The 23,919-nt window shown below is 69.7% G+C and carries 27 protein-coding genes, 1 tRNA gene and 1 pseudogene (1 of these 29 only partly in view); 13 read left to right on the top strand and 16 right to left on the bottom strand.

All coding sequences use genetic code 11. From position 1 onward, the window contains the following. The 6 genes and pseudogenes from ilvD to smpB all read right to left on the bottom strand — a co-directional run. Nucleotides 1-240 (bottom strand): annotated as a pseudogene (gene ilvD, locus ACFE65_RS05720) (dihydroxy-acid dehydratase) (it extends 1,481 nt beyond the left edge of the window). A gap of 165 nt (nt 241-405) precedes the next feature. After that, nucleotides 406-759, bottom strand: a complete 354-nt coding sequence (locus tag ACFE65_RS05715) for a response regulator (protein WP_375381383.1) — start codon at nt 757-759, stop codon at nt 406-408. Between the two features lie 73 nt (nt 760-832). Next, entirely contained in the window at nt 833-3,235 is a 2,403-nt protein-coding gene (locus tag ACFE65_RS05710) for a response regulator (protein ID WP_375381382.1), read from the bottom strand. 62 nt (nt 3,236-3,297) lie between these two features. Further along, nucleotides 3,298-5,364: a M13 family metallopeptidase gene (locus ACFE65_RS05705; RefSeq protein ID WP_375381428.1), complete on the bottom strand. Its 2,067-nt coding sequence runs from the start codon at nt 5,362-5,364 to the stop codon at nt 3,298-3,300. 132 nt (nt 5,365-5,496) lie between these two features. Further along, nucleotides 5,497-6,063: a DUF2062 domain-containing protein gene (locus ACFE65_RS05700; protein ID WP_375381381.1), complete on the bottom strand. Its 567-nt coding sequence runs from the start codon at nt 6,061-6,063 to the stop codon at nt 5,497-5,499. An 11-nt stretch (nt 6,064-6,074) separates the two neighbouring features. Beyond that, nucleotides 6,075-6,557: an SsrA-binding protein SmpB gene (gene smpB / locus ACFE65_RS05695; RefSeq protein WP_375381380.1), complete on the bottom strand. Its 483-nt coding sequence runs from the start codon at nt 6,555-6,557 to the stop codon at nt 6,075-6,077. Between the two features lie 110 nt (nt 6,558-6,667). Between smpB and ACFE65_RS05690 the strand changes: the two genes are divergently transcribed. Then, on the top strand, nt 6,668-6,898 hold the full coding sequence (locus ACFE65_RS05690; protein WP_375381379.1) for a hypothetical protein: 231 nt from the start codon (nt 6,668-6,670) through the stop codon (nt 6,896-6,898). Continuing rightward, nucleotides 6,898-7,221: a hypothetical protein gene (locus ACFE65_RS05685; protein ID WP_375381378.1), complete on the top strand. Its 324-nt coding sequence runs from the start codon at nt 6,898-6,900 to the stop codon at nt 7,219-7,221. Before ACFE65_RS05690 ends, ACFE65_RS05685 begins: the two co-directional genes overlap by 1 nt. On the opposite strand, the gene dapA is transcribed toward ACFE65_RS05685, so the two are convergent. Next, nucleotides 7,218-8,114 carry a 4-hydroxy-tetrahydrodipicolinate synthase gene (gene dapA, locus ACFE65_RS05680; RefSeq protein ID WP_375381377.1) on the bottom strand — a complete coding sequence of 299 codons (897 nt, stop codon included), beginning with the start codon at nt 8,112-8,114 and terminating at the stop codon, nt 7,218-7,220. The genes ACFE65_RS05685 and dapA overlap by 4 nt on opposite strands. 115 nt (nt 8,115-8,229) lie before the next feature. Here dapA and ACFE65_RS05675 point away from each other — a divergent pair, with 115 nt between their 5' ends. From ACFE65_RS05675 to ACFE65_RS05655, 5 genes are all read left to right on the top strand, one after another. Beyond that, complete coding sequence (locus ACFE65_RS05675) at nt 8,230-10,224, top strand: lytic transglycosylase domain-containing protein (RefSeq protein ID WP_375381376.1); 1,995 nt, start codon at nt 8,230-8,232, stop codon at nt 10,222-10,224. A 4-nt stretch (nt 10,225-10,228) separates the two neighbouring features. After that, the gene (greB, locus tag ACFE65_RS05670) at nt 10,229-10,726 is read left to right on the top strand and encodes a transcription elongation factor GreB (protein ID WP_375381375.1); all 498 of its coding nucleotides are present in this window, start codon (nt 10,229-10,231) and stop codon (nt 10,724-10,726) included. A gap of 31 nt (nt 10,727-10,757) precedes the next feature. Then, on the top strand, nt 10,758-11,633 hold the full coding sequence (locus ACFE65_RS05665) for an NYN domain-containing protein (RefSeq protein WP_375381374.1): 876 nt from the start codon (nt 10,758-10,760) through the stop codon (nt 11,631-11,633). 122 nt (nt 11,634-11,755) lie between these two features. Further along, nucleotides 11,756-11,831 (top strand) — tRNA-Ala (locus ACFE65_RS05660). Between the two features lie 32 nt (nt 11,832-11,863). Then, nucleotides 11,864-12,604: an NUDIX domain-containing protein gene (locus tag ACFE65_RS05655; RefSeq protein ID WP_375381373.1), complete on the top strand. Its 741-nt coding sequence runs from the start codon at nt 11,864-11,866 to the stop codon at nt 12,602-12,604. Nucleotides 12,605-12,802: 198 nt separating this feature from the next. Here the strand turns inward: ACFE65_RS05655 and gatA are convergent, their stop codons facing one another. Next, nucleotides 12,803-14,287, bottom strand: a complete 1,485-nt coding sequence (gatA, locus tag ACFE65_RS05650; protein ID WP_375381372.1) for an Asp-tRNA(Asn)/Glu-tRNA(Gln) amidotransferase subunit GatA — start codon at nt 14,285-14,287, stop codon at nt 12,803-12,805. Nucleotides 14,288-14,390: 103 nt separating this feature from the next. Continuing rightward, on the bottom strand, nt 14,391-14,693 hold the full coding sequence (gene gatC, locus ACFE65_RS05645; protein ID WP_375381371.1) for an Asp-tRNA(Asn)/Glu-tRNA(Gln) amidotransferase subunit GatC: 303 nt from the start codon (nt 14,691-14,693) through the stop codon (nt 14,391-14,393). A 112-nt stretch (nt 14,694-14,805) separates the two neighbouring features. On the opposite strand from gatC, the gene ACFE65_RS05640 reads away from it, so the two are divergent. The 3 genes from ACFE65_RS05640 to ACFE65_RS05630 are packed head-to-tail and all read left to right on the top strand — an operon-like array spanning nt 14,806 to nt 16,849. Next, nucleotides 14,806-15,954 carry a DUF3089 domain-containing protein gene (locus ACFE65_RS05640; protein ID WP_375381370.1) on the top strand — a complete coding sequence of 383 codons (1,149 nt, stop codon included), beginning with the start codon at nt 14,806-14,808 and terminating at the stop codon, nt 15,952-15,954. Beyond that, the gene (ruvX, locus tag ACFE65_RS05635) at nt 15,951-16,421 is read left to right on the top strand and encodes a Holliday junction resolvase RuvX (protein ID WP_375381369.1); all 471 of its coding nucleotides are present in this window, start codon (nt 15,951-15,953) and stop codon (nt 16,419-16,421) included. Before ACFE65_RS05640 ends, ruvX begins: the two co-directional genes overlap by 4 nt. Beyond that, the gene (locus tag ACFE65_RS05630; RefSeq protein ID WP_375381368.1) at nt 16,418-16,849 is read left to right on the top strand and encodes a DUF488 family protein; all 432 of its coding nucleotides are present in this window, start codon (nt 16,418-16,420) and stop codon (nt 16,847-16,849) included. The genes ruvX and ACFE65_RS05630 overlap by 4 nt, the downstream gene beginning before the upstream one ends. Here the strand turns inward: ACFE65_RS05630 and ACFE65_RS05625 are convergent, their stop codons facing one another. The 7 genes from ACFE65_RS05625 to ACFE65_RS05595 form a co-directional block, all read right to left on the bottom strand. Continuing rightward, nucleotides 16,850-17,500: a CoA transferase subunit B gene (locus ACFE65_RS05625; protein WP_375381367.1), complete on the bottom strand. Its 651-nt coding sequence runs from the start codon at nt 17,498-17,500 to the stop codon at nt 16,850-16,852. It lies immediately after the preceding gene. Further along, complete coding sequence (locus ACFE65_RS05620) at nt 17,500-18,414, bottom strand: HAD family acid phosphatase (protein WP_375381427.1); 915 nt, start codon at nt 18,412-18,414, stop codon at nt 17,500-17,502. Before ACFE65_RS05620 ends, ACFE65_RS05625 begins: the two co-directional genes overlap by 1 nt. Nucleotides 18,415-18,506: 92 nt before the next feature. Next, nucleotides 18,507-19,250 (bottom strand): CoA transferase subunit A, encoded by a 744-nt coding sequence (locus ACFE65_RS05615; RefSeq protein ID WP_375381366.1) that lies wholly within the window; start codon nt 19,248-19,250, stop codon nt 18,507-18,509. A gap of 67 nt (nt 19,251-19,317) precedes the next feature. Further along, nucleotides 19,318-19,854 carry a hypothetical protein gene (locus ACFE65_RS05610; protein ID WP_375381365.1) on the bottom strand — a complete coding sequence of 179 codons (537 nt, stop codon included), beginning with the start codon at nt 19,852-19,854 and terminating at the stop codon, nt 19,318-19,320. A gap of 72 nt (nt 19,855-19,926) precedes the next feature. Continuing rightward, a complete protein-coding gene (locus ACFE65_RS05605; RefSeq protein WP_375381364.1) occupies nt 19,927-20,109 on the bottom strand; it encodes a CsbD family protein in 183 nt (60 codons plus the stop codon). 123 nt (nt 20,110-20,232) lie between these two features. Next, nucleotides 20,233-21,267 carry a sulfur carrier protein ThiS gene (gene thiS / locus ACFE65_RS05600; RefSeq protein ID WP_375381363.1) on the bottom strand — a complete coding sequence of 345 codons (1,035 nt, stop codon included), beginning with the start codon at nt 21,265-21,267 and terminating at the stop codon, nt 20,233-20,235. 9 nt (nt 21,268-21,276) lie between these two features. Next, nucleotides 21,277-21,477 carry a hypothetical protein gene (locus tag ACFE65_RS05595; RefSeq protein WP_375381362.1) on the bottom strand — a complete coding sequence of 67 codons (201 nt, stop codon included), beginning with the start codon at nt 21,475-21,477 and terminating at the stop codon, nt 21,277-21,279. A 43-nt stretch (nt 21,478-21,520) separates the two neighbouring features. Between ACFE65_RS05595 and aroQ the strand changes: the two genes are divergently transcribed. From aroQ to accC, 3 genes are all read left to right on the top strand, one after another. Further along, a complete protein-coding gene (gene aroQ, locus ACFE65_RS05590; RefSeq protein ID WP_375381426.1) occupies nt 21,521-21,955 on the top strand; it encodes a type II 3-dehydroquinate dehydratase in 435 nt (144 codons plus the stop codon). Nucleotides 21,956-22,032: 77 nt separating this feature from the next. Then, nucleotides 22,033-22,506, top strand: a complete 474-nt coding sequence (accB, locus tag ACFE65_RS05585; RefSeq protein ID WP_375381361.1) for an acetyl-CoA carboxylase biotin carboxyl carrier protein — start codon at nt 22,033-22,035, stop codon at nt 22,504-22,506. A 1-nt stretch (nt 22,507) separates the two neighbouring features. Beyond that, nucleotides 22,508-23,860 (top strand): acetyl-CoA carboxylase biotin carboxylase subunit, encoded by a 1,353-nt coding sequence (gene accC, locus ACFE65_RS05580; RefSeq protein WP_375381360.1) that lies wholly within the window; start codon nt 22,508-22,510, stop codon nt 23,858-23,860. Nucleotides 23,861-23,919 lie beyond the last annotated feature (59 nt).

Here is a 23,919-nt window from a genome sequence, read left to right as displayed (position 1 = left end):
CGTGTTGAAGCGGCGCGGCATCCCGCCGCCGGCGATCACGCCCGCGCGCGCGACGTCGGCCTGCGCGTCGAGCGTGATGTTGCACGGCGCGCTGTCGTTGCCCGCCGAGGCGACCGCGACGAAGGGCTTGGCGATGTCCTCCTCGGTCAGGCCCATCGCATAGTAATAGGACCGGTGCGGCGCGCGCTCTGGGCCGACGGATACGTGGCGGCTGGGCAGCCGGGACTTGTCGTGGGGCATAGCCGGCGGGTTAGGGCGTGCCGTGTGGAGGGGCAATCCCAATCACCACCCTACCGTCACCCCGGACTTGACCGGGAGTCCCGCTACCTTGATGGGTCGCGACTAGGAAGAAGCGGGGCCCCGGGTCAAGCCCGGGGTGACGACATGAGAAGCCGTCACGGCGGCCTACCCCAGCGCGTCGAGCGCCTTCTGAACGCCGTCCATCGTGAACGGCTTCTGCAAAACCGGCCGGTTCTTGTGCTGGGGCGCGACCGTGTCGTCGCTGCCGCCGGTCGCGATCAGGAACGGCGTGCCGCGCGCCGCGAGCGCGTCGGCGATCGGCCAGCTCTTCTCCCCGCCGCGCAGGTTGACGTCGAGGATCGCCGCGTCGAAGCCGCCGGCCGAGACGAGTTCCAGCGCGCTCGCCACATTGTCCGCGCTGCCCGCGACCTGCCGGTCGAGCACCTCAAGGAAATCCTCCAGCATCATCGCGATCAGGGGTTCGTCCTCGACGAGGAGGATGCGGACGGGAGCGGTCATGCCAAGCCTTTGGGCGGGCGCCGAAGATTGCGCAAGCGCCGCCTCGTTACGATCGCGTCATTAACTTCGGACATTATCTTGGCGATAGTGCGTCACGCGCGGCATCGGCGAGCTGCTGCACCGAAAACGGTTTGGGCAGGAACGCGACGTTGTCGAGGTCGATCGAGCGGCGTAGCTGTTCCTCGGCATAGCCAGACATGAACAGGATCGGCAGCTCGGGCCACCGCTCGCGCACCGCCCGCGCCATCGTCGGGCCGTCCATCACCGGCATCACCACGTCCGACACCAGCAGATCGGGCTTGGGCCCGGTCCGCAGCAGCTCCAGCGCCGCCTCGCCGTTCTCGGCCGTCAGCACGGTATAACCCTGGCGCACCAGCGCGCGCTCGGCGACCGCGCGGACCATCGCCTCATCCTCCACCACCAGCACGGTACCGGTGCCCCAAGACGCCGCCGGTTTCTCGCGCACCGGCTTGGCCGGCCGCGCGGTCACCGGCGCGTTGTGGACGGGCAGGTAGATGGTGAAGGTCGCGCCCTCGCCCGGCCGGCTGTCGGCGAAGATATACCCCTCCGACTGTTTGACGATGCCGTACACGGTCGAGAGGCCAAGGCCGGTGCCCTTGCCCACCTCCTTGGTGGTGAAGAACGGCTCGAAGATCTTGGGCAGCACGTCGGCCGGGATGCCGACGCCGGTGTCGCTGACCTCCAGCGCGGTATAGTCGCCGATCGGCATGATGTCGTTGCCCAGCCGGCGCACGTCGGCGGCGGACACCGCGCGCGTCTGGATCGTCAGCGTGCCGCCCGCGCCGCCCTTGTCCTGCGGGTCGCGCGTCATCGCATCGCGCGCGTTGACGGCGAGGTTCATCACGACCTGCCCCAGTTGCCCGGGATCGGCCCGCACCGCGCCCAGCCCGCGGCCATGATGGACGTCGAGCGTGACCGTCTCGCCCAGCAGTCGCTTCAACAGGTTCGATACCTCCGACACGACGTCGGGCAGTTGGAGCACCTGCGGCCGGAGCGTCTGCTGGCGCGAGAAGGCGAGCAGCTGGCGCGTGAGCCCGGCGGCGCGGTCGGAGTTGTGCCGCACCTGCTGGATGTCGTCGTAATCGCTGTCGCCGGGCGAGTGGCGCATCAGCATCAGGTCGCAATGGCCGATGATCGCGGTCAGGATGTTGTTGAAATCATGCGCGACGCCGCCCGCCAGCTGGCCCACCGCCTGCATCTTGGTCGCCTGTTCGGCCTGGCGCTTCAGCCGCGATTCCTCGCTATTGTCCTTCAGGCTCAGCAGCACCGCCGCGTCGCCCAGCCCGCGCGCGCCCGCGATCGTCAGCACGACTGGCTCGTCGGGGCGGCCCTTCAGCCGCACGGCGATGTCGGTCTTGTGCGTCGCGCCGCCCGCGAAGCGGCGCACCGCGTCCGCCACCGCGCCCTTGTCCTCGCGCACCACCAGGTCGCCGGGATAGAGCGGCAGCGCGACCGGATCGACGCCGGCGGCGCGCGCGAACGCGTCGTTCATCTGCGCGAACCGCCCCTCGCGATCGACGAGCGCGATGCCGACCGGCATCATCGCGACGAGCGAGCGGGCGAGCCCGGCGGCGCTGGACGGCTGGCCGGGCGCCTCCTCCTCGTCCAGCAGCGCCAGCAGCACCGGCGTACTGTCCTGGCCCTCGCCCGCGTCGCCCGCGTCGGCGAACGGCACCTGGATCAGCCGCAGCGGGTTGCCCGAGCGTTCAGCGACGAAGCGCAACTGCCCGCGCTCGTCGGTGTGCAGCAGCTCGGCGAGGTCCGCGCCTGCCGCCGGGCCCGCGATCCCCGCCCGCGCCGCCAACACGCGGTTCGCCGCGATCAGCCGCCCGTCGGGCGTCGCCACCGCGGCCATGATCCCGGCCGCGCCCAGCCGATCTCCCTGCGCCCCGGCGAGCGCCGCCGACAGCTCGGCCACCGGATTAGGGCTACTGGCGAGGGAGAACCGCCACACGAGCACGTCGTCCTGCGCACCTGCGCGCAGCACCTCGACGCCGAGCGCGCCGCCGGACAGGGCCAGGCCGCTCGCCGCGCCGTGCCCGTCGCGCCAGGCCGCGCGTCCGGCCTGCCCGAGCGCGGCGATCCCGCGGTCGTCGAGCGGCAACCCCGGCGGGGTCGGCAGGCCGGCGAACAGCTCGCCATAGCGATCGTTGGCGCACACCAGCCGGCCGGCGCGATCGGTCACGGCGAGCGCATCGGCATCTAGGTCCGCCACCGCGCGCACGACGTTCCAGTCGACCGGTAGCTCTTCCTCGGCGGCAGAGGGCGCCAGCCGCCGCCAGGCGACGACACCGCCGCCGATCAGCAGCGCCGCGCCCACGAACCCCACCGCCACCGCCAGGTCGCGGGTCAGCGCGAACACCAGCGCCGCCGCGATCACGCCCGCCCCGACGGCGATCAGCAGCGCTTCACGTACCGAGGATCGGGTCAGGACGGAGGAGGGAAGCGTCGCCACGCGCGTTAGTCGGGCTCGACCGCGCCTGCGTCAAGCGGCGCGGCCGAGCCCGTCACGCCATCCTACCAGACGCGGACGCGCTGGTCGGACGACAGATACAGTTTCGTGCCGTCGGCGGGTTTGAACGCCGCGTACCATGGGTCCATGTTGCGGACGATGTTGGCGCGATACGTGTCCGGCGAGTGCGGATCGGTCAACAACCGCTGACGCAGGTTCGCGTCGCGATAGTTGCGCCGCCACACCTGCGCCCAGCCCATGTAGAAGCGCTGGTCGCCGGTCAGCCCGCCGATCACCGGCGCCGGCTTGCCGTTGAGCGATCGGTGATACGCATCGTAGGCGCAGGAAAGCCCGGCCAGATCGGCCGAGTTCTCGCCCAGCGTCAGCTTGCCCTGGACGTGAAGCCCGGGGATCGGCTCATATTGGTCGTACTCCGCGACCAGCTTCGCTTCGAGCGCATTGAAATGCTCGACATCGGCGTCGGTCCACCATTTCGCCAGCCGGCCATGATCGTCGAACTTGGCGCCCTGATCGTCGAAATGATGGCTCATCTCGTGGCCGATCACGGCGCCGATGCCGCCGTAATTCACCGCCGGATCGGCGTTGGGATCGAAGAACGGCGGCTGGAGGATCGCGGCCGGGAACACGATCTCGACCATCGTCGGATTGGCATAGGCGTTGACCGTCATCGGCGTCATGCCCCACTCCCAGCGCTGGAGCGGCTTGCCGAGATGGCCGATCTCGTCATCATGCTGCCAGCGGGCGGCGCGCAGCTTGTTGCCATAGGCGTCGCCGGGCGTGATCGTCAGCGCGGAGTAATCATGCCATTGGGTCGGATAGCCGATCTTGGGCCTGAACGCCGCCAGCTTCGTGTGCGCCTTCACTTTCGTCTCGGGCGTCATCCACGTCAGATGCTCGATCCGGACGTTCATCGCGGCGATGATGTTCTTCACGAGTTGATCCATCGCCGCCTTGGTCGCCGGCGGGAAATACTGCCTGACGTAGATCTGGCTAACGTCGTCCGACAGCGCCCCGCTGGTGAAGCCGACGGCGCGCTTCCACCGCACCTCCTGCTCCGGCGTACCCGACAGGACGGTGCCGCGGAACGCGAACGTCTCCTTGTCGAACGCGGACGGCAGCACGTCCGAATAGCTCTCCAGGCTGCGCACCATCAACTGGTCGCGAAGGACGCCGATCGGGGTCGTGGCGATCAGCTTGGCGATGCCGGTGACGGCGGTCGGCTGGGCGACGATCACGGTCTGGACGGGCGTGCCCACCGCCTGAAGATAGGCGGGGAAGTCGAAGCCCGGAGCACTTTGCACGAGCTCGGCGACCGGCATCTTGTTGTACGTCTTGTCCGCGTCGCGGCTGTCGACCCGCGTCCAGCTTACCTGCGCGATCTGCGTCTCGAAATCGACGATCGCCTTCGCGCGTGCATCCGCATCCGGCTCGCCGGCGAGCGTCAGCATGCGCGCGAGGTGCGCCTGGTATTTCGCCTTGGTGTCGGCGAGCTTGGGGTCGGCCTTCAGATAATAGTCGCGGTCGGGCATGCCGAGGCCGGACTGTCCCATGCGGACGATATAGGTTTCGGGGTCCTTGGCATCCTGGCCGACGCCGACGCGGAACGGTGTCGCGATGCCGTCCCTGGTCGCCTCCGCGGCGATGCGCGCATAGCCCGCCTTGTCGGACACGGCCTTCACCTGGTCGAGCCACGGCTTGATCGGCGCCAGGCCCTTGCCCTCGATCGTCGCCGTGTCGGAATAGGTGGCATAGGCGATGCCGATCTTGCTCGACGGGTCCGCCTTCTGCTTCTCGAGGATGTCGTGCGTGCGCGTCTCCGACAGGTCGGCGAGAACGTCGAACGAGCCATAGCTCGACTTGTCGGACGGGATCGACGTCGTCTTCGCCCAGGTGCCGTTGACGTAATCGTAGAAATCGTCGCCGGGCGCGACGGCCTTGTCCATGCCCGCGAGGTCGACGCCGAAATCGCCGAGCTGCGGCCTGCCCTGCCCACGCGGCGCGACAGGACCGACGGCGGCCTTGGCCACGGTATGCGCGCTGCTCTTGGCGGTTTCCCCCGCCCAGACCGCGCCTGTGGCGACGAGCCCGGCCGCGAGCGCGACCGTGGACATCAAGACAGGATAACGAGACCTCTTCATACTGCTCCCCTTCGAACGATCGTATATCCAGGCGCGAGCGCGCTGCACCGATGTGACGTCATACCGCCGCTTCGGTCGACGTCGCGTGCAATCATGTCGGCTGCGTCACTTTCCCCTGGCGGCGTGGCGGTTGCGCCACTTGCGCGCCATGTGCCAGCGCCAGCCGACCGAGGTGACGAGATAGCCGGCCGCCGACAGGATGAGGGCAAGCGCCAGCAGCCCGACGATCAACGCCGGCGCGCCGTGCGCTACCAGCCGGTGGAGCCAGTCCGCATGCCGGTTGAGATCGGTCGCGATCGGATGGCCGGGCACGACGCGGTCGAGGCTGAGCAGCCAACTGCCGATCTGGTACGCCGCCGCCATCAGCGGCACGAAGGTGATCGGGTTGTTGACGAGCGTCGACCCCACAGCGACCGGCACGTTGGCGCGCGCCGGCAGCGACAGCACGGCGGCGAGCGCCATGTGCGCGAAGGGGAAGATCACGCCGCAGAACATGCCCAGCGCCACGCCGCGCGGCACCGACCGGCGATTGAACCGCCACAGCGACGGCACCAGGATACGGTGCGCGACGGGCTTCAGGAAGCGGTTGCCCTCGATCCCCTCGCGCGTCGGGATATGGTGGCGTGCCCAGCCGGCGACCCGCCCGCCCCGCGGTGGCCCGTCGCCGCGCATCGCGCCCGGGCTCAACCCCGGTCGCGCAACAGCCGACCGGCCTCGCGCTTCCACTCGCGTTCCTTGATCGCCTCGCGCTTGTCGTGATCCTTGCGGCCCTTGGCCAGTGCCAGCTCCACCTTCGCTCTCCCCTGAGCGTTGAAGTAGACCGACAGCGGCACGAGTGTCATCCCCTGGCGCGCGACCGCGCCATGAAGTTTGTTGATCTCGCGCTCGTGGAGGAGGAGCTTGCGCGGCCGCTTGGGGACGTGGTTGTTGCGGTTGCCGTGGCTAAACTCGGGAACGTTGGAGTTCACCAGCCACACCTCCTCGCCTTTCACCTCGGCATAGCTCTCGGCGATCGAGCCGGTGCCGAAGCGCAGCGACTTCACCTCGGTGCCGGTCAGCGCAATGCCCGCCTCGAACACCTGCTCGATCGAATACTCGAACCGCGCGCGACGATTCTCGGCGACGACCTTCTGCTTGTCGAACTGGACGGGTTTGGGACGGGCCATGAAGGGGATGTAGGCGTTTACCGCAAGCGGGGAAAGCGCGGTCGACGCACCGCCGGTTGCTGGATGAGGCGGCTCCGCCATGCTATGCCGTGTGTATGGGAGATGATGCCATGGACTTGCGGGCTGATGTCGAGATGGGTCGCCTCACGTTGCTCGAGGCGTCGGAATTGTCGCGGCTTCTTAGCGAGAAATGGGGTGTCGGTCCTTCCGACATGAATCAGCCCGATTGGCCGGAGGATTTCCTCCTGCCGCTGATGCGGGAGGCGGCGAAAGGTCTGGTGCCCGCCGACCGGCATTTGGCCGACCTGCGTGCTACCTTGTCGCAGGCGATTGCCGCCTGATGTGGTCCCGCAAGTCACTTGGTGATGCTGCTAGGGAGATTGCCGACCACCTTCAGCTCATCGAGCATGTCAAGGCGTTGCAGACCGGTCAAAAGGAACTCGGCCAGGCGGTCGCTATCTTGGGCGACCGCCTGCGGGCGATCGAGACTGAGCTTGCGGTACTTAGGGCTGAGGTGAAGCTCGACGCGTTGAAAGAGGCGCAATCGGTCGTCTACGCTGTCCAGGGTGGCCTCAACCAGCAGATGCAGGACCTGGCCGTCAGGATGGCGACGCACGAGTCCGGCCAAGCGCGGCTCGCGTCGCGGACGACCACTGACGACTAAATCGCCCCCGCCTTCGCCAGCCCCTCATCCACCGCCTCCCGGCTCGCGTCACCCGGCCACGTCATCGGCAGCCGCAGCCCCTGCGGGAAACCCGGCCGCACCCGCGTCATCGCGTATTTGACCGGCCCTGGCGACGCATCGGTGAACAGCGCGGCGTGCAGCGCGAACAGCCGGTCGTGGAGGTCGAGCGCTCGCCCATACTCGCCCGCGGCGCACGCCGCCTGGAACTCCGCGCACAACCGGGGCGCGACGTTCGCCGTCACCGATATGCACCCCTGCCCGCCCATCGCGTTGAACGCGAGCGCGAGGTCGTCGTTGCCCGACAATTGGCAGAACCGCTCGCCGCAGGACGCGCGATGCTGCGATACGCGCTGGAGCATGGCCGACGCGTCCTTCACGCCGACGAACACGTCGGGTGCGAGCGCGACGATGCGCGCCAGCGTGTCGGGCAGGATGTCGGTCGCGGTGCGGGCGGGCACGTTGTAGAGCACGATCGGCAGCGCGGCGCCCCCCTCCATGCCGCGGGCCAGCGCCTCGAAATGGCGGACGATGCCGTCTTGGCTCGGGCGGTTGTAATAGGGCGGCACCATCAGCGCGGCGTCCGCGCCCGCTTCCTTCGCCGCGACCAGATTGGCGGCGGCGACGCGCGTGTCGTTGCTGCCCGCGCCCGCGATCACCGGCACGCGGCCCGCCGCCTGCTCGACGCAGATCGCGACGACGCGGAAATGCTCCTCTCGGTCGAGCGTCGCCGCCTCGCCGGTCGTGCCGCAGGCGACGAGCGCGGACGAGCCCTCCTCGATCTGCCAGTCGACCAGCGAGCGCAGCGCCGCCTCGTCGATCGCGCCATCCTGCCCAAAGGGCGTGACGAGCGCCGGTATCGAACCCGAGAACATGGAATCTCCCCTGCGGCGCCGAGGACGCCCGCCAATGTCTTCCGGCGCCCGCCAATGTCTGCCGGCGCCCGATTGTGGCGCGACAGATACGGCCCGCGCTCCTATGTTGTCCACCATGGGTGACAGGCGGGTGATGGCGGCGAGGATAGTGCTGGGGATGACCGCGCTTGCGTCGGTGGGCGCGGTGGCGGCGCAGGTGGAGTTCGACCGGATCGCGCCGGCGACGACGCCCTCGCCGGCTGCGACGCCGCCGCAGATGGGCGACCCGACGCTGGCCTCCACGATCGCGCAGTGGAAGGAGGTGCAGGCGACCGACCTGCTGCCGTTCGACACCTATGCCTCGTTCCTGATGGCGCATCCCGGCTGGCCGGGCGAGGCGGGCGTGCGCCATGCGGCGGAGAAGCAAGCCAGTACCGGCTCGGACGCGGGCGTGATCGCCTTCTTCGCGCGCTTTCCGCCGCAGACCGCCGCGGGCGGTGTCCGATACGCGCTGGCGCTGGCGGCGCAGGGCGAGCGCGACGCCGCCGAGGGTGCGGCGCGGACGGCATGGCGGCGCGGCGCGATGGCGCCTACGGACGAGGTGACGATCCTCGACACCTTCGGCCCAGGCCTGCGCCCCACGGACCAGGATGCGAGGATGGACGCGCTGCTGTGGGCGGGCGGTGGCCAGGCGGCGACGCGCGAGCTGCCGCTCGTCAGCCCCGCCGCCCGCGACCTGTTCGCCGCCCGCCTAGCGCTCCGCAACGACGCGCCCGAAGCGGCGACCTTCGCGACGACCAGCGACCCGGCATGGGAGCGCCAAGCCGGTTTCGTCGCCGATCGCGCGGTGTGGCTGCGCGACCATGGCGCGGGCGCGGCGGCGCGCGCCTCGCTCGCCCGCCCTCATGCGTTCGCGGCGCCGCCGACCGACCTCGCGCGCTGGTACCAGCTGTCGCTCGGGCTCGCCAAGGGAGCCTCGGTCGACGGCGACTGGAGCCAGGCATATGACATCGGCCGGCAGGTGGACGACGCGCTGCCCGCGGGCGCGGACGTCTCGGCGCTCTCCTATGCCGAGCGCGATGCCTATACCGATCTCGTCTGGCTCGCGGGCCAGTCCGCGCTGCGGCACCTGGGCCGGCCCGCCGACGCGGCGCCGCTGTTCGAGCGCTACTCTGGCGGCTCGCGGTCGCCGTCGATCCGGTCGAAGGGGCTGTACTGGGCGGGTCGCGCCATGGCGACCGCGGGCCAGGCGGAGCAGGCGCGTGCGTACCTCACCCGCGCCGCCGTGCTGCGGGACCAATATTACGGTCAGCTCGCCGCCGAACGGCTCGGCCAGCCACTGGTCGCGCCGCCGCCGTTCGTCCCCCGCCCGGTCGACGCCGCCACCCGCGCCGCGTTCGAGGGGCGGCAGACGGTGCAGGCGGTACGCTTCCTCGGCCGGATCGGCGACTGGCCCGACCAGAGCGCCTTCGTCCGCCAGATCGCGCTGGACGCGCATACCGACACCGACCACGTGCTCGCCGACGAGCTGTCGCGCAGCCTGAACCGGCCGGACCTCGCGGTGATGGTCGGGCGCAGCGCGCTCCAGAACGGGCTATCGGACTATAGCCTGATCGGCTTCCCGACCGTGCCGCTGTCGGCGGACGTCGCCGGCAACTGGTCGATGATTCACGCCATCGCCCGGCAGGAGAGCCAGTTCGACGCCCAAGCAACCAGCCGCACCGGTGCGCGCGGGCTGATGCAGTTGATGCCCGGCACTGCGCGCGGCGAGGCGGGAAAGCTCGGGCTCGGCTGGAACCCCGCCTCGCTCACCGATCCCGTCTACAACGTGCAGCTCGGCGCGAGCTATTTCGACCACATCTATGGCCTCTATGGCAGCTATCCGCTCGCGGTCGCCGCCTACAACGCCGGTCCGGGCAATGTGAACAAGTGGCTGGCCGCGAACGGCGATCCCCGGACCGGCGGCGTCGATCCGGTCGACTGGGTGGAGGCGATCCCGTTCTCCGAGACGCGCAACTACGTCCAGCGCGTGCTGGAGAACGCGGTGGTGTACGACCTCGCCTATCCGGCCCACTCGCGCAGCCAGGGCGCGGCGCGGCTGAGTTGGTATCTGGGCCGGCGGCCGGGCTGAAGGCGTGGGCGCGACGGGAACGGACCGGCCGAACTACATCACGCCCGCAGGACTGGCGGCGTTGCGCGCCGAGTACGAGGCGCTGTTCGCCGGCGAGCGACCGAGGCTGGTCGAGACGGTATCCTGGGCGGCGGGCAACGGCGACCGGTCGGAGAACGGCGACTATCTCTATGGCAAGAAGCGGCTGCGCGAGATCGACCGGCGCCTGGGCTGGCTGTCGAAGCGGATGAAGGCCGCCCGGGTGATCGATCCCACCGCGACGGTCGACCGCGGGCGCGTGTGGTTCGGCGCGACCGTCACGATCGCCGACGAGAACGACAACGAACGCGTGGTGACGCTGGTCGGCGACGACGAGACGGACGCGGGGAGCGGCCGGATCGGCTGGCACGCGCCGATCGCGCGAGCGCTGCGCGGAGCGGCGGTGGGCGACCTGCGCCGCGTCGACCTGCCCGCTGGCGAGCGGGCGTATGAGGTGGTCGCCATCGCCTATCCGACGGCTTGACCTGCCCGCCCGCAGGCGCAACGGTCCCGCCATGTCCGACCACACAGCCACCCGCAACGTCGCCCTGCTGATCGACGGCGACAACGCCTCCTGGCACGCGATCGACCCGGTGTTGACCGTGCTGGCGGAGCTCGGCACCGTCAACGTGCGGCGGGTGTACGGCAACTGGTCCAAGCCCGCGCTCAAGGGCTGGCGCGACATGAGCCTGCGCCACGGGATCGAGCCGCACCAGCAGTTCGACCTGACCAAGGGCAAGAACGCGACCGACATGAAGATGACGATCGACGCGATGGACCTGCTGTTTCGCGGCCGCGTCGAGGGCTTCGGGATCATGTCGTCGGACAGCGACTTCATGCCGCTAGCGATGCGCATCCGGCAGGACGGCGTGCCGGTCTATGGCTTCGGCACTGCCCGTGCCCCCGAAGCGTTCCGCCAGGCCTGCACCCGCTTCATCGACGTCGGCGCGCTGGCGGGCGAGGCGCCGGAGCCGGAACCGGAGGTCGAGGCGCCGCCGCCTGTCGCGCGTCGCACGCGCGGGCGCCGCCGCCCTGCCGGATCGGCCGTGACGGCACCCGATCTCGACCTCGACCTCGACGATGATGTCGACGACGAGCCCGGCTCGATCGCGGCCATCCTGCCGCCGGCGATCCGCGTCGAGAGTCCGCGCATCATCAAGCCGGTGGACGCCGAACTGCTGAAACTTCTGATCGACGCCTATGACTCGGTGCGCCGCGACGAGAAGGGGTATGTCAGCATCTCGTCACTCGGGCAGTTGGCGGGCAATCGGTCGAGCTTCGACGCGCGCAACTACGGCTTCCGCAACCTGTCGGACCTCATCGAAACGGTGCCCAATTTCCAGACGGAGAAACGGCAGGACGGGCGCGTGTTCGTCAAGCGACTGCGTTAGATGCGGTTCGGCGAGCCGAACGAGAACGGTGCATCCGCGTCAGCGGATCGTGAACGCAAAGCCGTGTTGCATCGCGCCCTAAGCCTCGCTAGAGGCGCGTCTCCCGGGAGCACCGGGCGGGCGGGGCCGTAGCTCAGATGGGAGAGCGCTGCAATCGCACTGCAGAGGTCAAGGGTTCGATTCCCTTCGGCTCCACCACCTCTCGCCCGCCGGCCTGCCTGTGATCCGGCGTGCCTGAGCTCGTCCCAACCGCCATCCCCGCCGCGACGCTGATCGTGGTGCGCGATCGGTCGGATAGCCCGCCCGATCTGCTGATGGTCCGGCGCTCCGCCCGTATGGCGTTCGCCGCGGGAGCGCTCGTGTTTCCCGGTGGCCGCGTCGACCTGGGCGACCATCTGCTGGCCGCTGACGACGAGGGCGCCGCCCGCATCGCTGCGATCCGCGAGACGCTGGAGGAGGCCGGACTACCGATCGGGCTGGACGTCGCGCCGGATCGTGTCGCGCCGTTGCGCGCCGCACTGGCGGCGGGCGAGCCGTTCGCCGACGCGCTGACACGGGCGCACGCGACGTTGGCGCCCGAGCGGCTGGTGCCCTTCGCGCGCTGGCTGCCGGCGCACCACATGAGCCGCATCTTCGACACCCGCTTCTACCTCGCGCGCCTGCCGTCCGGTGCGCCCGCGGCCACCGTCGACGGGACCGAGAACGACCGGCTGTTCTGGGCCAGCGCACACGAGGTGCTGGCCCAAGCGGACGCGGGCGCTGCGACGCTCATCTATCCGACGCGGCGCAACCTGGAGCGGATGGCGTTGTTCGGGACGTTCGACGAAGCAGTCGCCAACGCGCGGGCGCATCGCATCGAGACGATCTCCCCCTGGGAGGAGGAACGCGGCGGCGAGCGCTGGCTCTGCATTCCGGAGGGACTGGGCTATCCGATCACGGCGCAACGGATGGCGGAGGCGGTTCGGGGGTAACGGCCGTGACGACTAAGCTAAACCGTTCGTGCTGAGCCTGTCGAAGCCTGTCCTGAGCGCCTGCCTTGGCAGGCAGTCGAAGGGCACCTGCGAGACGGCTTCCCTCGTGGCCTGTCCTTCGACAAGCTCAGGACGAACGGCAGAAGAGGCAGGGATCACCCACGAAATGCGGCGTCAACTTCAGTAAGTGCGGCGCCCTCACCACCACGCGTCCGGCCGTGCCTTGAACCCCGCCCGCTCCTCGATCGCCAGCCCCGCGTTGAGCACGCCCTGCTCGTCCAGCGGGCGGCCGATGATCTGCAGGCCCAGCGGCAGCCCGGCCTTGTCGAGTCCGCCGGGCACGCTCATCGCCGGCAGCCCGGCGAGGCTCGACGGCACGGTGAACACGTCGTTCAGATACATCGCCAGCGGATCGTCCGACTTCTCGCCCAAGGCGAACGCGGCGCTCGGCGCGGTCGGGGTCAGCAGCACGTCACACGTCGCCCATGCCGCCTCGAAGTCGCGCGCGATCAGCGTCCGCACCTTCTGCGCCTGGGTGTAATAGGCGTCGTAGAAGCCGACCGACAGTACATAGGTGCCGATCATGATCCGTCGCTTCACCTCCGCGCCGAACCCGTCCGCGCGCGTGGCCGCATACATGTCCTGCAACCCCGCGCCGTCGGGCAGGTCGCGCAGGCCGTAGCGGACACCGTCGTAGCGCGCGAGGTTGGACGACGCCTCCGCCGGCGCGATGATGTAATAGGCGGGCAGTGCGTAGCGAGTGTGCGGCAGCGACACGTCGACGATCGTGGCGCCCGCATCGCGCAGCCAGTCGATCCCGGCCCGCCACAGCGCCTCAATCTCTGCCGGCATGCCGTCGACGCGGTACTCCTCCGGGATGCCGACGCGCAGCCCCGTCATGCTGCCGGACAGCCCAGCTTCCCAGCGCGGGACGTCGAGCTTGAGCGAGGTCGCGTCCTTGGCGTCGAAGCCCGCCATCACCTCCAGCATCGCCGCGCAATCGCCGACGTCGCGCGCCATCGGCCCGGCCTGGTCGAGCGAGGACGCAAACGCGATCGTGCCCCAGCGTGAGCATCGGCCATAGGTCGGCTTGATCCCCGCGATGCCGGTGAAGGCAGCCGGCTGGCGGATCGAGCCGCCGGTGTCGGTGCCGGTCGCCGCCGGGCACAACCGCGCCGCGATCGCCGCGCTGCTGCCGCCGGACGAGCCGCCCGGCGCAAGCGGCGCGTTCCCACCGTCCGCCCGCCGCCAAGGCGAAAGCACATTGCCGAACGCGCTCGTCTCGTTGGACGAGCCCATCGCGAACTGGTCCATGTTGAGCTTGCCGAGCATCCCCGCGCCCGCTGCCCACAGGTTCGCGCTGACGGTCGATTCATACGTCGGCGTGAAGCCCGCCAGCATGTGGCTCGCCGCCGTCGTCCGCACGCCCGCGGTACAGAACAGGTCCTTCATGCCGATCGGCACGCCCGCCAACGGCTTCAGCGTCTCGCCCGCCGCGCGCGCCGCGTCGGCGGCGGTCGCGGCGGCGATGGCGTGATCGGGCGTTTCGACCAGGAACGCGTTGAGTGACTTGGCGCGGCTGACCGCAACGATGAATGCATCCGCCACTTCGCGCGCCGAAAAGGCGCCGGAGCGGACGCCGTCGCGGATCTGGCGTACGCCGAGATCGGTGAGGGTGGTCATCGTGCCACTCTAGCCGTCACGCCAGCGGAAGCTGGAGTCTTTTCGATCGGGAGGACGCCACCCGTAGAGATCCCAGCGTTCGCTGGGGTGACGGAAAACGTCATCACTCGATCACCTTGGGCACGGTGAAGAACCCATACTCGGCCTCGGGCGCGTTCGCCATCAACTGATCGCGGATGCCGCCGCCCGTCAGCGGATCGGCGTCGACGACATCGTCGCGCAGCCGCAGCGTGTTGGGGATCACCGCCGTCATCGGCTCGACGCCGGTCGTGTCGACCTGTGCCAGTTGCTCGATCCAGCCCATGATCTGGTCGAGTTCGGGGGCGAGGCGCGCGGCCTCCTCCTCGCTCGTCGCGATGCGCGCGAGCCGCGCCACGCGCGCGACGGTTGCCGTGTCCACTGCCATGCGTGCGCGGCTAGCACCCGCATGCAGCGGGGCGCAACCCGCCGGCGTTGCGTGACCGGGCGATCCGGGGCACGGCAGCGGCATACCCCATCGCGCGACGGAGACCGCCCGCTTGGCCCGCAAGTTCCTGTACGCCGTCACGGTCCTGATCGTGCTCGCGATCGCGGCGCTGTTCGTCTACGCGCTGTTCGGCAAACAACTTGTCCGCTGGGCGGCGACGCCGTCGGTGGCGTTCCAGGACGAGCCTCAGGCGCGCGCCCAGCAATATGAGGCGCGCGCGATGTGGATCGCCCGCCCCGACATCCCCGGCAACCCCGCGCTCTGGGCGCCGCCCGGCTACCAGCCGCTCCCGGCCAACCAGGCCGCGACGGCGCCGGCGGTGTTCTTCGTCCACCCGACCTCGTTCATCGACCGGTCGCGCTGGAACGCGCCGCTCGACAACGCCGACGCCAATGCGCGCGCGGCGTTATTCCTGCGCGCGCAGGCGAGCGCGTTCAACGGCATGGGCGAGATCTGGGCGCCGCGCTACCGCCAGGCGACGTTCGGCGCATTCCTGACGAGCGGCGCCAACGCGGACCAGGCGCTCGCCCTTGCCTATTCCGACGTGGCGGCGGCGTTCGACAGCTTCCTCGCGCAGATCGGCCCCGACCGCCCGATCGTCCTCGCCGGCCACAGCCAGGGCGCGCTGCACGTCGAGCGACTGTTGCGCGACCGGATCGCCGGCACCCCGCTCGCCAAGCGGATCGTCGCGGCATATGTCGTCGGCTGGCCAATCTCGGTCGCCACCGATCTGCCGAAGCTCGGCCTGCCCGCCTGCGCCAGCGCGGACCAGGGCGGCTGCATCCTCGACTGGATGAGCTTCGCCGAGCCCGCCGACCCGTCGATGGTCACTGACGTGTACGACGTGACGCGCGGCTTCACCGGCCAGCCGCGGCGCGGCACGCCGATGCTGTGCAGCAATCCGCTGACCGGCGGCCTCGGCGGCGGCGCGCCCGCGACGGCCAATCTCGGCACATTGTTCCCCACCGCCGATCTCGCGACCGCGCAGATCGTGCCGGGCCGGGTGCCCGCGCGCTGCGACCCGCGCGGGTTCCTGCTGATCGGCGATCCGCCGGCGCTGCCCAATTACGTGCTGCCGGGCAACAACTACCACGTCTACGACTACAGCCTGTTTTGGGCCAATGTGCGCGCCGACGCCGCGCGGCGGCTGGCGGCGTGGCGGGCCAGCCAGGGTGCGGGCGCAAGCGCGGGCAAGCGGTGAGCCTCGTCACGACCGAACGAGAGGCCTTTCGCGCGGCGCTGCCCGGCGGCGGCCGGCTGCTGGGCCTCGATCTTGGCACTAAGACGATCGGCACCGCGCTGTGCGATGCGGGGTGGAGCTATGCCAGCCCCGCGCTGCTGGTGCGCCGGGCTAAGTTCGCCGCCGACAAGGCCGCGCTGGTCGCGCTGTCCGGGGCGCAGCACGTCGCCGGCTGGGTGCTGGGCCTGCCGATCAACCTCGACGGCAGCGAGGGGCCACGCGCGCAATCCACCCGCGCCTTCGCCCGCAACTGCGTGGACCTGGGCTACCCCATCCTGCTGTGGGACGAGCGCTGGTCGACGCAGGCCGTCACCCGCGTGCTGATCGAGCAGGACGCGAGCCGCGCACGCCGCGCCGAACTGGTCGACAAGATGGCGGCGGCGCACATCCTGCAGGGCGCGATCGATGCGCTGATGGCGATGCCGTGACGATCTTCACCATCGGCTATGAGGGCGCGACGCAGGCCGGGCTGATCGCGGTGCTGACGGCGGCGGGCGTCACGCTGATCGCCGACGTGCGCGCGGTGCCGCTGTCGCGGCGGCCGGGCTTCTCCAAGAACGTCCTCGCCGCCGGGCTGCGCGAGGCGGGGATCGACTATGTCGGCCTGAAGGCGCTCGGCACCCCGCCCGAGGGGCGCGAGGCGGCGCGGCGTGGCGATCACGCGACGCTGGCGCGCGTCTATGCCGGCCAGCTCGATCTGCCCGAGGCGATGCTCCAGGCGGCGCAACTGCGCGACCTGGTCGCGGAGCGGTCGACCGCCCTGCTGTGCTTCGAGCGCGACTCGGCCGGATGTCACCGCTCGCTGCTGATCGCCGCGACGATGCCGGACGCGGACGTGGTGGACCTGTTCGTCTAGCTAGATGACGAACCGCGCCGTGGTCTTCGCCGCGACCTCGTCCTGCGTCACGCCCGGTGCGCACTCGACCAGCGCGAACGGAGACTGGTGATCCGGCCGGGAGAACACCGCGAGGTCGGTGACGATCATGTCGACGACGCCCTTGCCCGTCAGCGGCAGCGTGCAGGCGGGGATGAACTTCGGGCTGCCGTCCTTCGCATTGTGCTCCATCACGACGATGATCCGCTTTACTCCGGCGACGAGGTCCATCGCGCCGCCCATGCCCTTGATCATCTTGCCGGGGATCATCCAGTTGGCGATGTCGCCCGTCTCGCTGATCTCCATCGCGCCGAGCACCGTCAGGTCGATGTGCCCACCGCGGATCATCGCGAAGCTCTGTTCGGAGCCGAAATAGGCGGACTGGGGCAGCTCGCTGATCGTCTGCTTGCCGGCGTTGATGAGGTCCGGGTCGACCTCGTCTTCATACGGGAACGGGCCGATGCCGAGCATGCCATTCTCCGACTGGAGCGTCACCTCGACGCCGTCGGGGATGTGGTTCGCCACCAGCGTCGGAATGCCGATGCCGAGGTTGACGTAGAAGCCGTCCCTCAGCTCGCGCGCCGCACGGGCAGCAATCTGGTCACGGGTCCAGCCCTTGTTGTCCTGGGGCATCAGTTACTCTCCTTTGGAGCGGTCCAGCGGCGGTCGGCGGGGAACACGTCGTCCATGCTCCCCGTGAGCGCCGTGCCGTATACGGGATTGGGCAGCACGAACCAGCCGGCGCCCCATAGGTGCGAGATGGGGCCGGCGACCGTCGCGGCGCGGCGGTTCGCGGGCGACCGGCCGAAGCCGCCGAACAGGTCCGAGAAGTCGCCGAGCTGGTCGCCGCCCATGGCGACGACGCAGAAGCGGCGGGCGATCGCCGCCCGACGCGCGTCCTTGTGGGTGCCGGTGGTATCGTCGCCGGCGAGGTACAGCGTGTCGCGGTGGCGGGCGGGGCCGATGCCCGCGCCATCGATCGCCGCCTCGCTGAACGCGGCGGTCGCGGCAGAGCGGTTGGTGTTGAACACCACGGCCACGCCCATCGCGCGGATCGCGGCCAGCGCCTCGCGAGCGCCGGGAACAGGCGCGACGGCGGTGGTCCCCGTCGCCTCATAGGCGCGCCAACGGGCCGGGTCGTAGGGTCGCCCGGGATGTGCCGCGTCGTCGCCCTCGAACCCGAGGTTGAGCAGCACCGTCTCGTCGACGTCGAACACGGCGGCGAGCGGCTTGGCGCCGCAAGGTACGAAGCGCGGATCAACGAGCGTTGCGCCCTCGTCGAGCACCACGCTGTCGGTGGGCCCGTGCTTCACCTTGTCCGCGACATAGCCGGCCAGCGCATGCCACGCTTGGATCGAGATCGCAGCCGCCTCGCCCGAGCCGTATAGATATTGCATGCCAGGCGGCACGGTCCCGGGGATCGGCGCGGGCGCAGGACGGGCGGTGTTCGGCACGGGCGCGGAACTCTCGGCCGCTGATCCGGCAAGATGCTGCGCGGATGTATCAGGACGATCGACAGCGGCGCCAGCGCAGCCGTTCAAAACCATCATAGCCGATACCCCGGCAAAGGCCGGGGCCCAGCATCGGGCCGTTCGCGACTGGGCTCCGGCCTTCGCCGGGGTGGGGGAAGCACAACGCCTCAAACCTCGCTTCCCGCCGCCGCCCCCGCCGTGTCGCGCGTCCGCGTCGTGCGGAACTCGATGCGCTTGTCGTAGGGAGCACCGACGATCATCCGCTTCACATAGATGCCGGGCAAGTGGATCTGGTCGGGATCGAGGCTGCCGACCGGCACCACCTCCTCCACCTCGGCGACGCAGATGCGCCCGGCGGTCGCCATCGGCTGGTTGAAGTTGCGGGCCGTCTTGCGGAACTGGAGGTTGCCCGCTTCGTCCGCGCGCCAGCCCTTGATGATCGACAGGTCTGCGCGGATCCCACGTTCGAGGATGAAGTCCTCGGGTCCGTTCGGCCCGTCGAAGCTCTTCACTTCCTTACCCTCGGCCACCAGCGTGCCGACGCCCGTCCTGGTGTAGAACCCCGGAATGCCCGCCCCGCCCGCGCGGCATCGTTCGGCGAGCGTTCCCTGCGGGCAGAACTCCACCTCCAGCTCGCCCGACAGATACTGGCGCTCGAACTCCTTGTTCTCACCGACATAGCTCGAGATCATCTTGGCGACCTGATGCGTGCGCAGCAGCTTGCCCAATCCCTCACCGTCCACGCCGGCGTTGTTGCTCGCGATCGTGAGCCCCGTGACGCCTGAGTCGCGGATCGCGTCGATCAGCCGCTCCGGGATGCCGCACAGGCCGAAGCCGCCGGCGCAAATCGTGATGCCGTCGCGCAGCAGCCCGTCGAGCGCGGCCGCGGCATCGGGGTAGAGTTTCTTCATGGACGGCTCTCCTTGGCTGTCGGCGGCTTAGGGCTCGGCGACAACGGCGGTCAAGCCAGTGCCAGGGTCATACCGGCACCACCTCAACCGCGTCCAGCGTCGTCGCGCGAAGGCCCGCCACCCGCCCGACCCGAGCCTGATCCTCGCCCCAGGACCGAAGATTGCGGATCACGTCCGGGCCCGCGGCCCGGACGAACAGCGTGAGCGTGTCGTGCGCGAAACAGTCCGCCCCCGGCTGCGGCAGCGCGCAGCGGCTGTGCAGGATGGCGACCGCGACGATCGCGCCGCTCGGCAGCAACACGACCGCGCCTTTCTCGCCGCAGGAGTGCGCCCGGCAGGCGGTGAAACGCCAATAGGGTCCGATCCGTGTCGGCACATCGGGCGGTCCGCCGAGCACGTCGGTCGCCTGCTCGGCGACGCTATGGTCCTTGTAGAGGAAGTCGGCGCGCCGATCGCCGAGGAAGGCCGATATCGCCGCGTCGAACCCGTCGGACGACACGAGCGTATTGGTATCGCGGCAAGCGGCCGGGACGTCCAGACGGCACGGTACCGCCCCGTCGCCGGATTGCAGCCCGGCCAGCAAGGCGATCAGCAACCCCCGCATCCGCCGCTCCCAACAAAAAGGGCCGCCCCGATCAGGAGCGGCCCGTTCCTCGTTCGATCGAAGCAGACGACCTTAGATGTCGTCGCCAAGCGCGCCCTTGACGCTGCCCTTGACGTCCTGACCGACGCCCTTGACCTGCTGGGCCTGGCCCTCGGCGGTCAGGTCCTCGTTATGGGTCGCCTTGCCGATCGCTTCCTTGGCCTCGCCCGCGACCTTGTTGCCGGCGGCTTTGACCTTGTCCGTGAACTCACCCATGATGCTCTCCATCACTCGTCGCAGAGGCCGATGCTGACCTTGCTCCAACTTACCCTATATCAACACGCCACCGGCGAACGGGTTCCGTAACACCGGCGTTCCGATCGCGTTGCCGCCAGGCGGTCAGATCAGGCCCGCGAGCGGACTGGACGGATCGGCGTAGCGCCGGATGCCCATCCGCCCGGCGCGATAGGCGAGCCGCCCCGCGTCGACGCCGGCCTTCATCGCGCGCGCCATCAGGATCGGGTCCTTGGCCTCGGCGATCGCGGTGTTCATCAGCACGCCGTCGCAGCCAAGCTCCATCGCCGCCGCCGCCTCGCTCGCGGTGCCGACGCCCGCATCCACCAGCACCGGCACCGTGGCGCCTTCGACGATCAGCCGGATCGTCACCCGATTCTGGATGCCCAGCCCCGATCCGATCGGCGCGCCCAGCGGCATGATCGCGACCGCGCCGACATTCTCCAGCCGTTTCGCGGCGATCGGATCGTCGACGCAATACACCATCGGCAGGAAGCCCTCGTTGGCGAGGATCTCGGTCGCGCGCAGCGTCTCGACCATGTCGGGGTAGAGCGTGCGCGCTTCGCCCAGCACCTCCAGCTTCACAAGGTCCCATCCCCCCGCCTCGCGCGCCAGCCGCAGCGTGCGGATCGCGCTTTCCGCGTCGAAACAGCCGGCCGTGTTGGGCAGGTAGGTGATGCGCTTGGGATCGATGAAGTCGGTCAGCATCGGCGCGTTGCGGTCGGCGATGTTGACGCGGCGGACGGCGACGGTGACGATCTCCGCGCCAGACGCCTCGACCGCCGCGGCGTTCTGCGCGAAGTCCTTGTACTTGCCGGTGCCGACGATCAGCCGCGAGCGGAAGGTACGGCCGGCGACGCTCCAGCCATCCTCGACGATCGGCGCGGCATGATCGCCGACGCTCCCCGCGGCCGGGTGGTCGCCACCTCCCACGAAGTGCACGATCTCGATGTCGTCCCCGTCCTCGACCATCACCGCCGCCAGCGTCGAGCGCGGCACGACCTCCAGGTTGCGCTCCACCGCGACCTTCTCGGGTACCAGGCCGAGCTCGGTCGCGAGGCTCGCGAGGGTGAGGCCGGCAACGACGCGCCGGTGCTCGCCGTTGATGGTGATGGAGACGGTGCCGTCGCTATGGGGCATGCTACAAGATCAGCCCAGGACAAGCTTGGTGAAAGCAGCACCCGCGGCGAACAGTGCGGCGCCTGCTCCCAACGCCGTAACCACGATCGTCCACGGTGCCAGCCGGGTCTCCTGCCTGATCTTCCCGGTCTCGGCCATCAGCTTGTCGATCCGCGCCAGTTGCTCGCGGATATCGAACGGCGGCTCGGATCTGATTGGGTCGGTAGCCATGCCGTCTGTTAGCCGATAAGAGGCGACACGCAAAGTGCGAGACCTGATGCCAACCGTCTTCGTCCTCAACGGCCCCAACCTCAACCTGCTCGGCACGCGCGAGCCCGACGTCTATGGCCACGACACGCTGGACGACATCGCCGGCCTGCTGGAGGACCGCGCGCAGGCGTTGGGCCTCGCGATCGACATGCGCCAGTCCAACCACGAGGGGCATCTGATCGACTGGCTGCACGAGGCGCAGGCGAGCGGGGCGAAGGCGGTGCTGCTGAACGCGGGCGGCTTCACCCACACGTCGGTCGCGCTGCATGACGCGATCAAGTCGGTGACCACGCCGGTCATCGAGGTCCATCTGTCCAATCCCCACGCGCGCGAGGATTTCCGCCATCGCAGCTTCGTCGGTCGTGCCGCGCGGGGCACGATCGCGGGCTTCGGCGCCCACTCCTACATCCTCGCGCTTGAAGCCGCCGCACGCTTCTGACACACGCCCCCGCTTGAAATGGGCCGCCTGGCACGGGCCCGGTTGGAACTGGGCCGGTTGGAACGGGGAAGGGTCGCATGACCGATACGACTGAGACGGGAGCGATGCAGGTCGACATCGACCTCGTGCGCCAGCTCGCCGAATTGCTCGACGCAAGTGCGCTGACCGAGATCGAGGTGGAGGACGGCCCGCGCAAGATCCGCGTCGCGCGCAAGGTCGGCGGCGGCGGGGCTACCGCGCCATCTTATCCGCCGCAGCAAGCCGCACCGGCCGCCGCGCCGATCGAGGCGATCGCCGTGCCGACGCCCGCGCCACGTGTAGAGGCGGTCAAGTCGCCGATGGTCGGTACCGCCTATCTGTCGGCCGAGCCGGGCTCCCGGCCGTTCGTCAGCCCCGGCCAGCCGGTGAAGGCGGGCGACACGCTGCTGATCGTCGAGGCGATGAAGGTGATGAACCCGATCCTCGCCCCCAGCGCCGGGACGGTGCGCGAGGTGCTGGTCGACAACGGCCAGCCCGTCGAGTTCGACCAGCCGCTCGTCGTGGTCGAATAACTTGGCCGCCATCCGCAAGCTGCTGATCGCCAACCGCGGCGAGATCGCGCTGCGCATCCATCGTGCCTGTCACGAGATGGGCATCCAGACGGTCGCGGTACACTCCACGGCCGATGCGGACGCGATGCACGTGCGGCTCGCGGACCAGGCGATCTGCATCGGGCCGCCGGCGGCGGCGGAGAGCTATCTAAACATTCCCAACATCATCTCGGCGGCGGAGATCAGCGGCGCGGACGCGATCCATCCCGGCTACGGCTTCCTGTCCGAGAACGCGCGCTTCGCCGAGATCGTCGAGAGCCACGGGCTGATCTTCGTCGGCCCCAAGCCCGAGCATATCCGCACGATGGGCGACAAGGTGGAGGCCAAGCGCACCGCGGGCGTGCTCGGCCTGCCGCTCGTGCCGGGCTCCGCCGGCGCGGTGAGCGACGCGGCCGAGGCGAAGCGCATCGCCGCCGCGATCGGCTATCCGGTCATCATCAAGGCCGCGTCAGGCGGCGGCGGGCGCGGCATGAAGGTCTGCACGTCGGAGGACCAGCTCCAGACGCTGATGAGCCAGGCGGGCAGCGAGGCGAAGGCCGCGTTCGGCGACGCCACCGTCTATCTGGAAAAATATCTCGGCAACCCGCGCCACATCGAGTTCCAGGTGTTCGGCGACGGCAAGGGCCAGGCGATCCACCTCGGCGAGCGCGACTGCTCGCTCCAGCGGCGACACCAGAAGGTGCTGGAGGAGGCACCCTCCCCCGTCATCACGCCGGAGGAACGCGATCGGATGGGCGGCATCGTCGCGCGTGCGATGGCCGACATGGGCTATCGCGGCGCGGGCACGATCGAGTTCCTGTGGGAGGCGGGCGACTTCTACTTCATCGAGATGAACACGCGGCTCCAGGTCGAGCATCCGGTGACGGAGATGATCACCGGCCTCGACCTGGTGCGCGAGCAGATCCGCGTCGCCGAGGGCGAGCCGCTGTCCGTCACTCAAGGCGAGGTCCGCTTCGCCGGCCACGCGATCGAGTGCCGCATCAATGCCGAACACCCGCGCACCTTCGCGCCGTCGCCGGGCACGGTGAAACACTATCATGCGCCCGGCGGCATGCACGTCCGCGTCGATTCGGGCCTCTACGCCGGCTATCGCATCCCGCCCTATTACGACTCGATGGTCGCCAAGCTGATCGTCTACGGCACCACGCGCGAGCGTTGCCTGGCGCGGCTGAAGCGCGCGCTGGAAGAGTTCGTGATCGACGGGCCGGTGACCACCATCCCGTTGCACCAGGCGCTGCTGGAGGACCCCGAGTTCCTGGCCGGCGAGTACACGATCAAGTGGCTCGAAGACTGGCTGGCGCGCCAGGGCGCCTGACCGGTACGACGTGGCTTGGGTGGAGGGGCTGGAGCCGTACCTTCTCGACGACACCGCCG

This window comes from uncultured Sphingomonas sp., from assembly GCF_964237335.1.
Classification (GTDB): Bacteria; Pseudomonadota; Alphaproteobacteria; order Sphingomonadales; family Sphingomonadaceae; genus Sphingomonas.
Note: the sequence above shows the minus strand (reverse complement) of the source record. Positions and strands in the feature narration are given on the sequence as shown.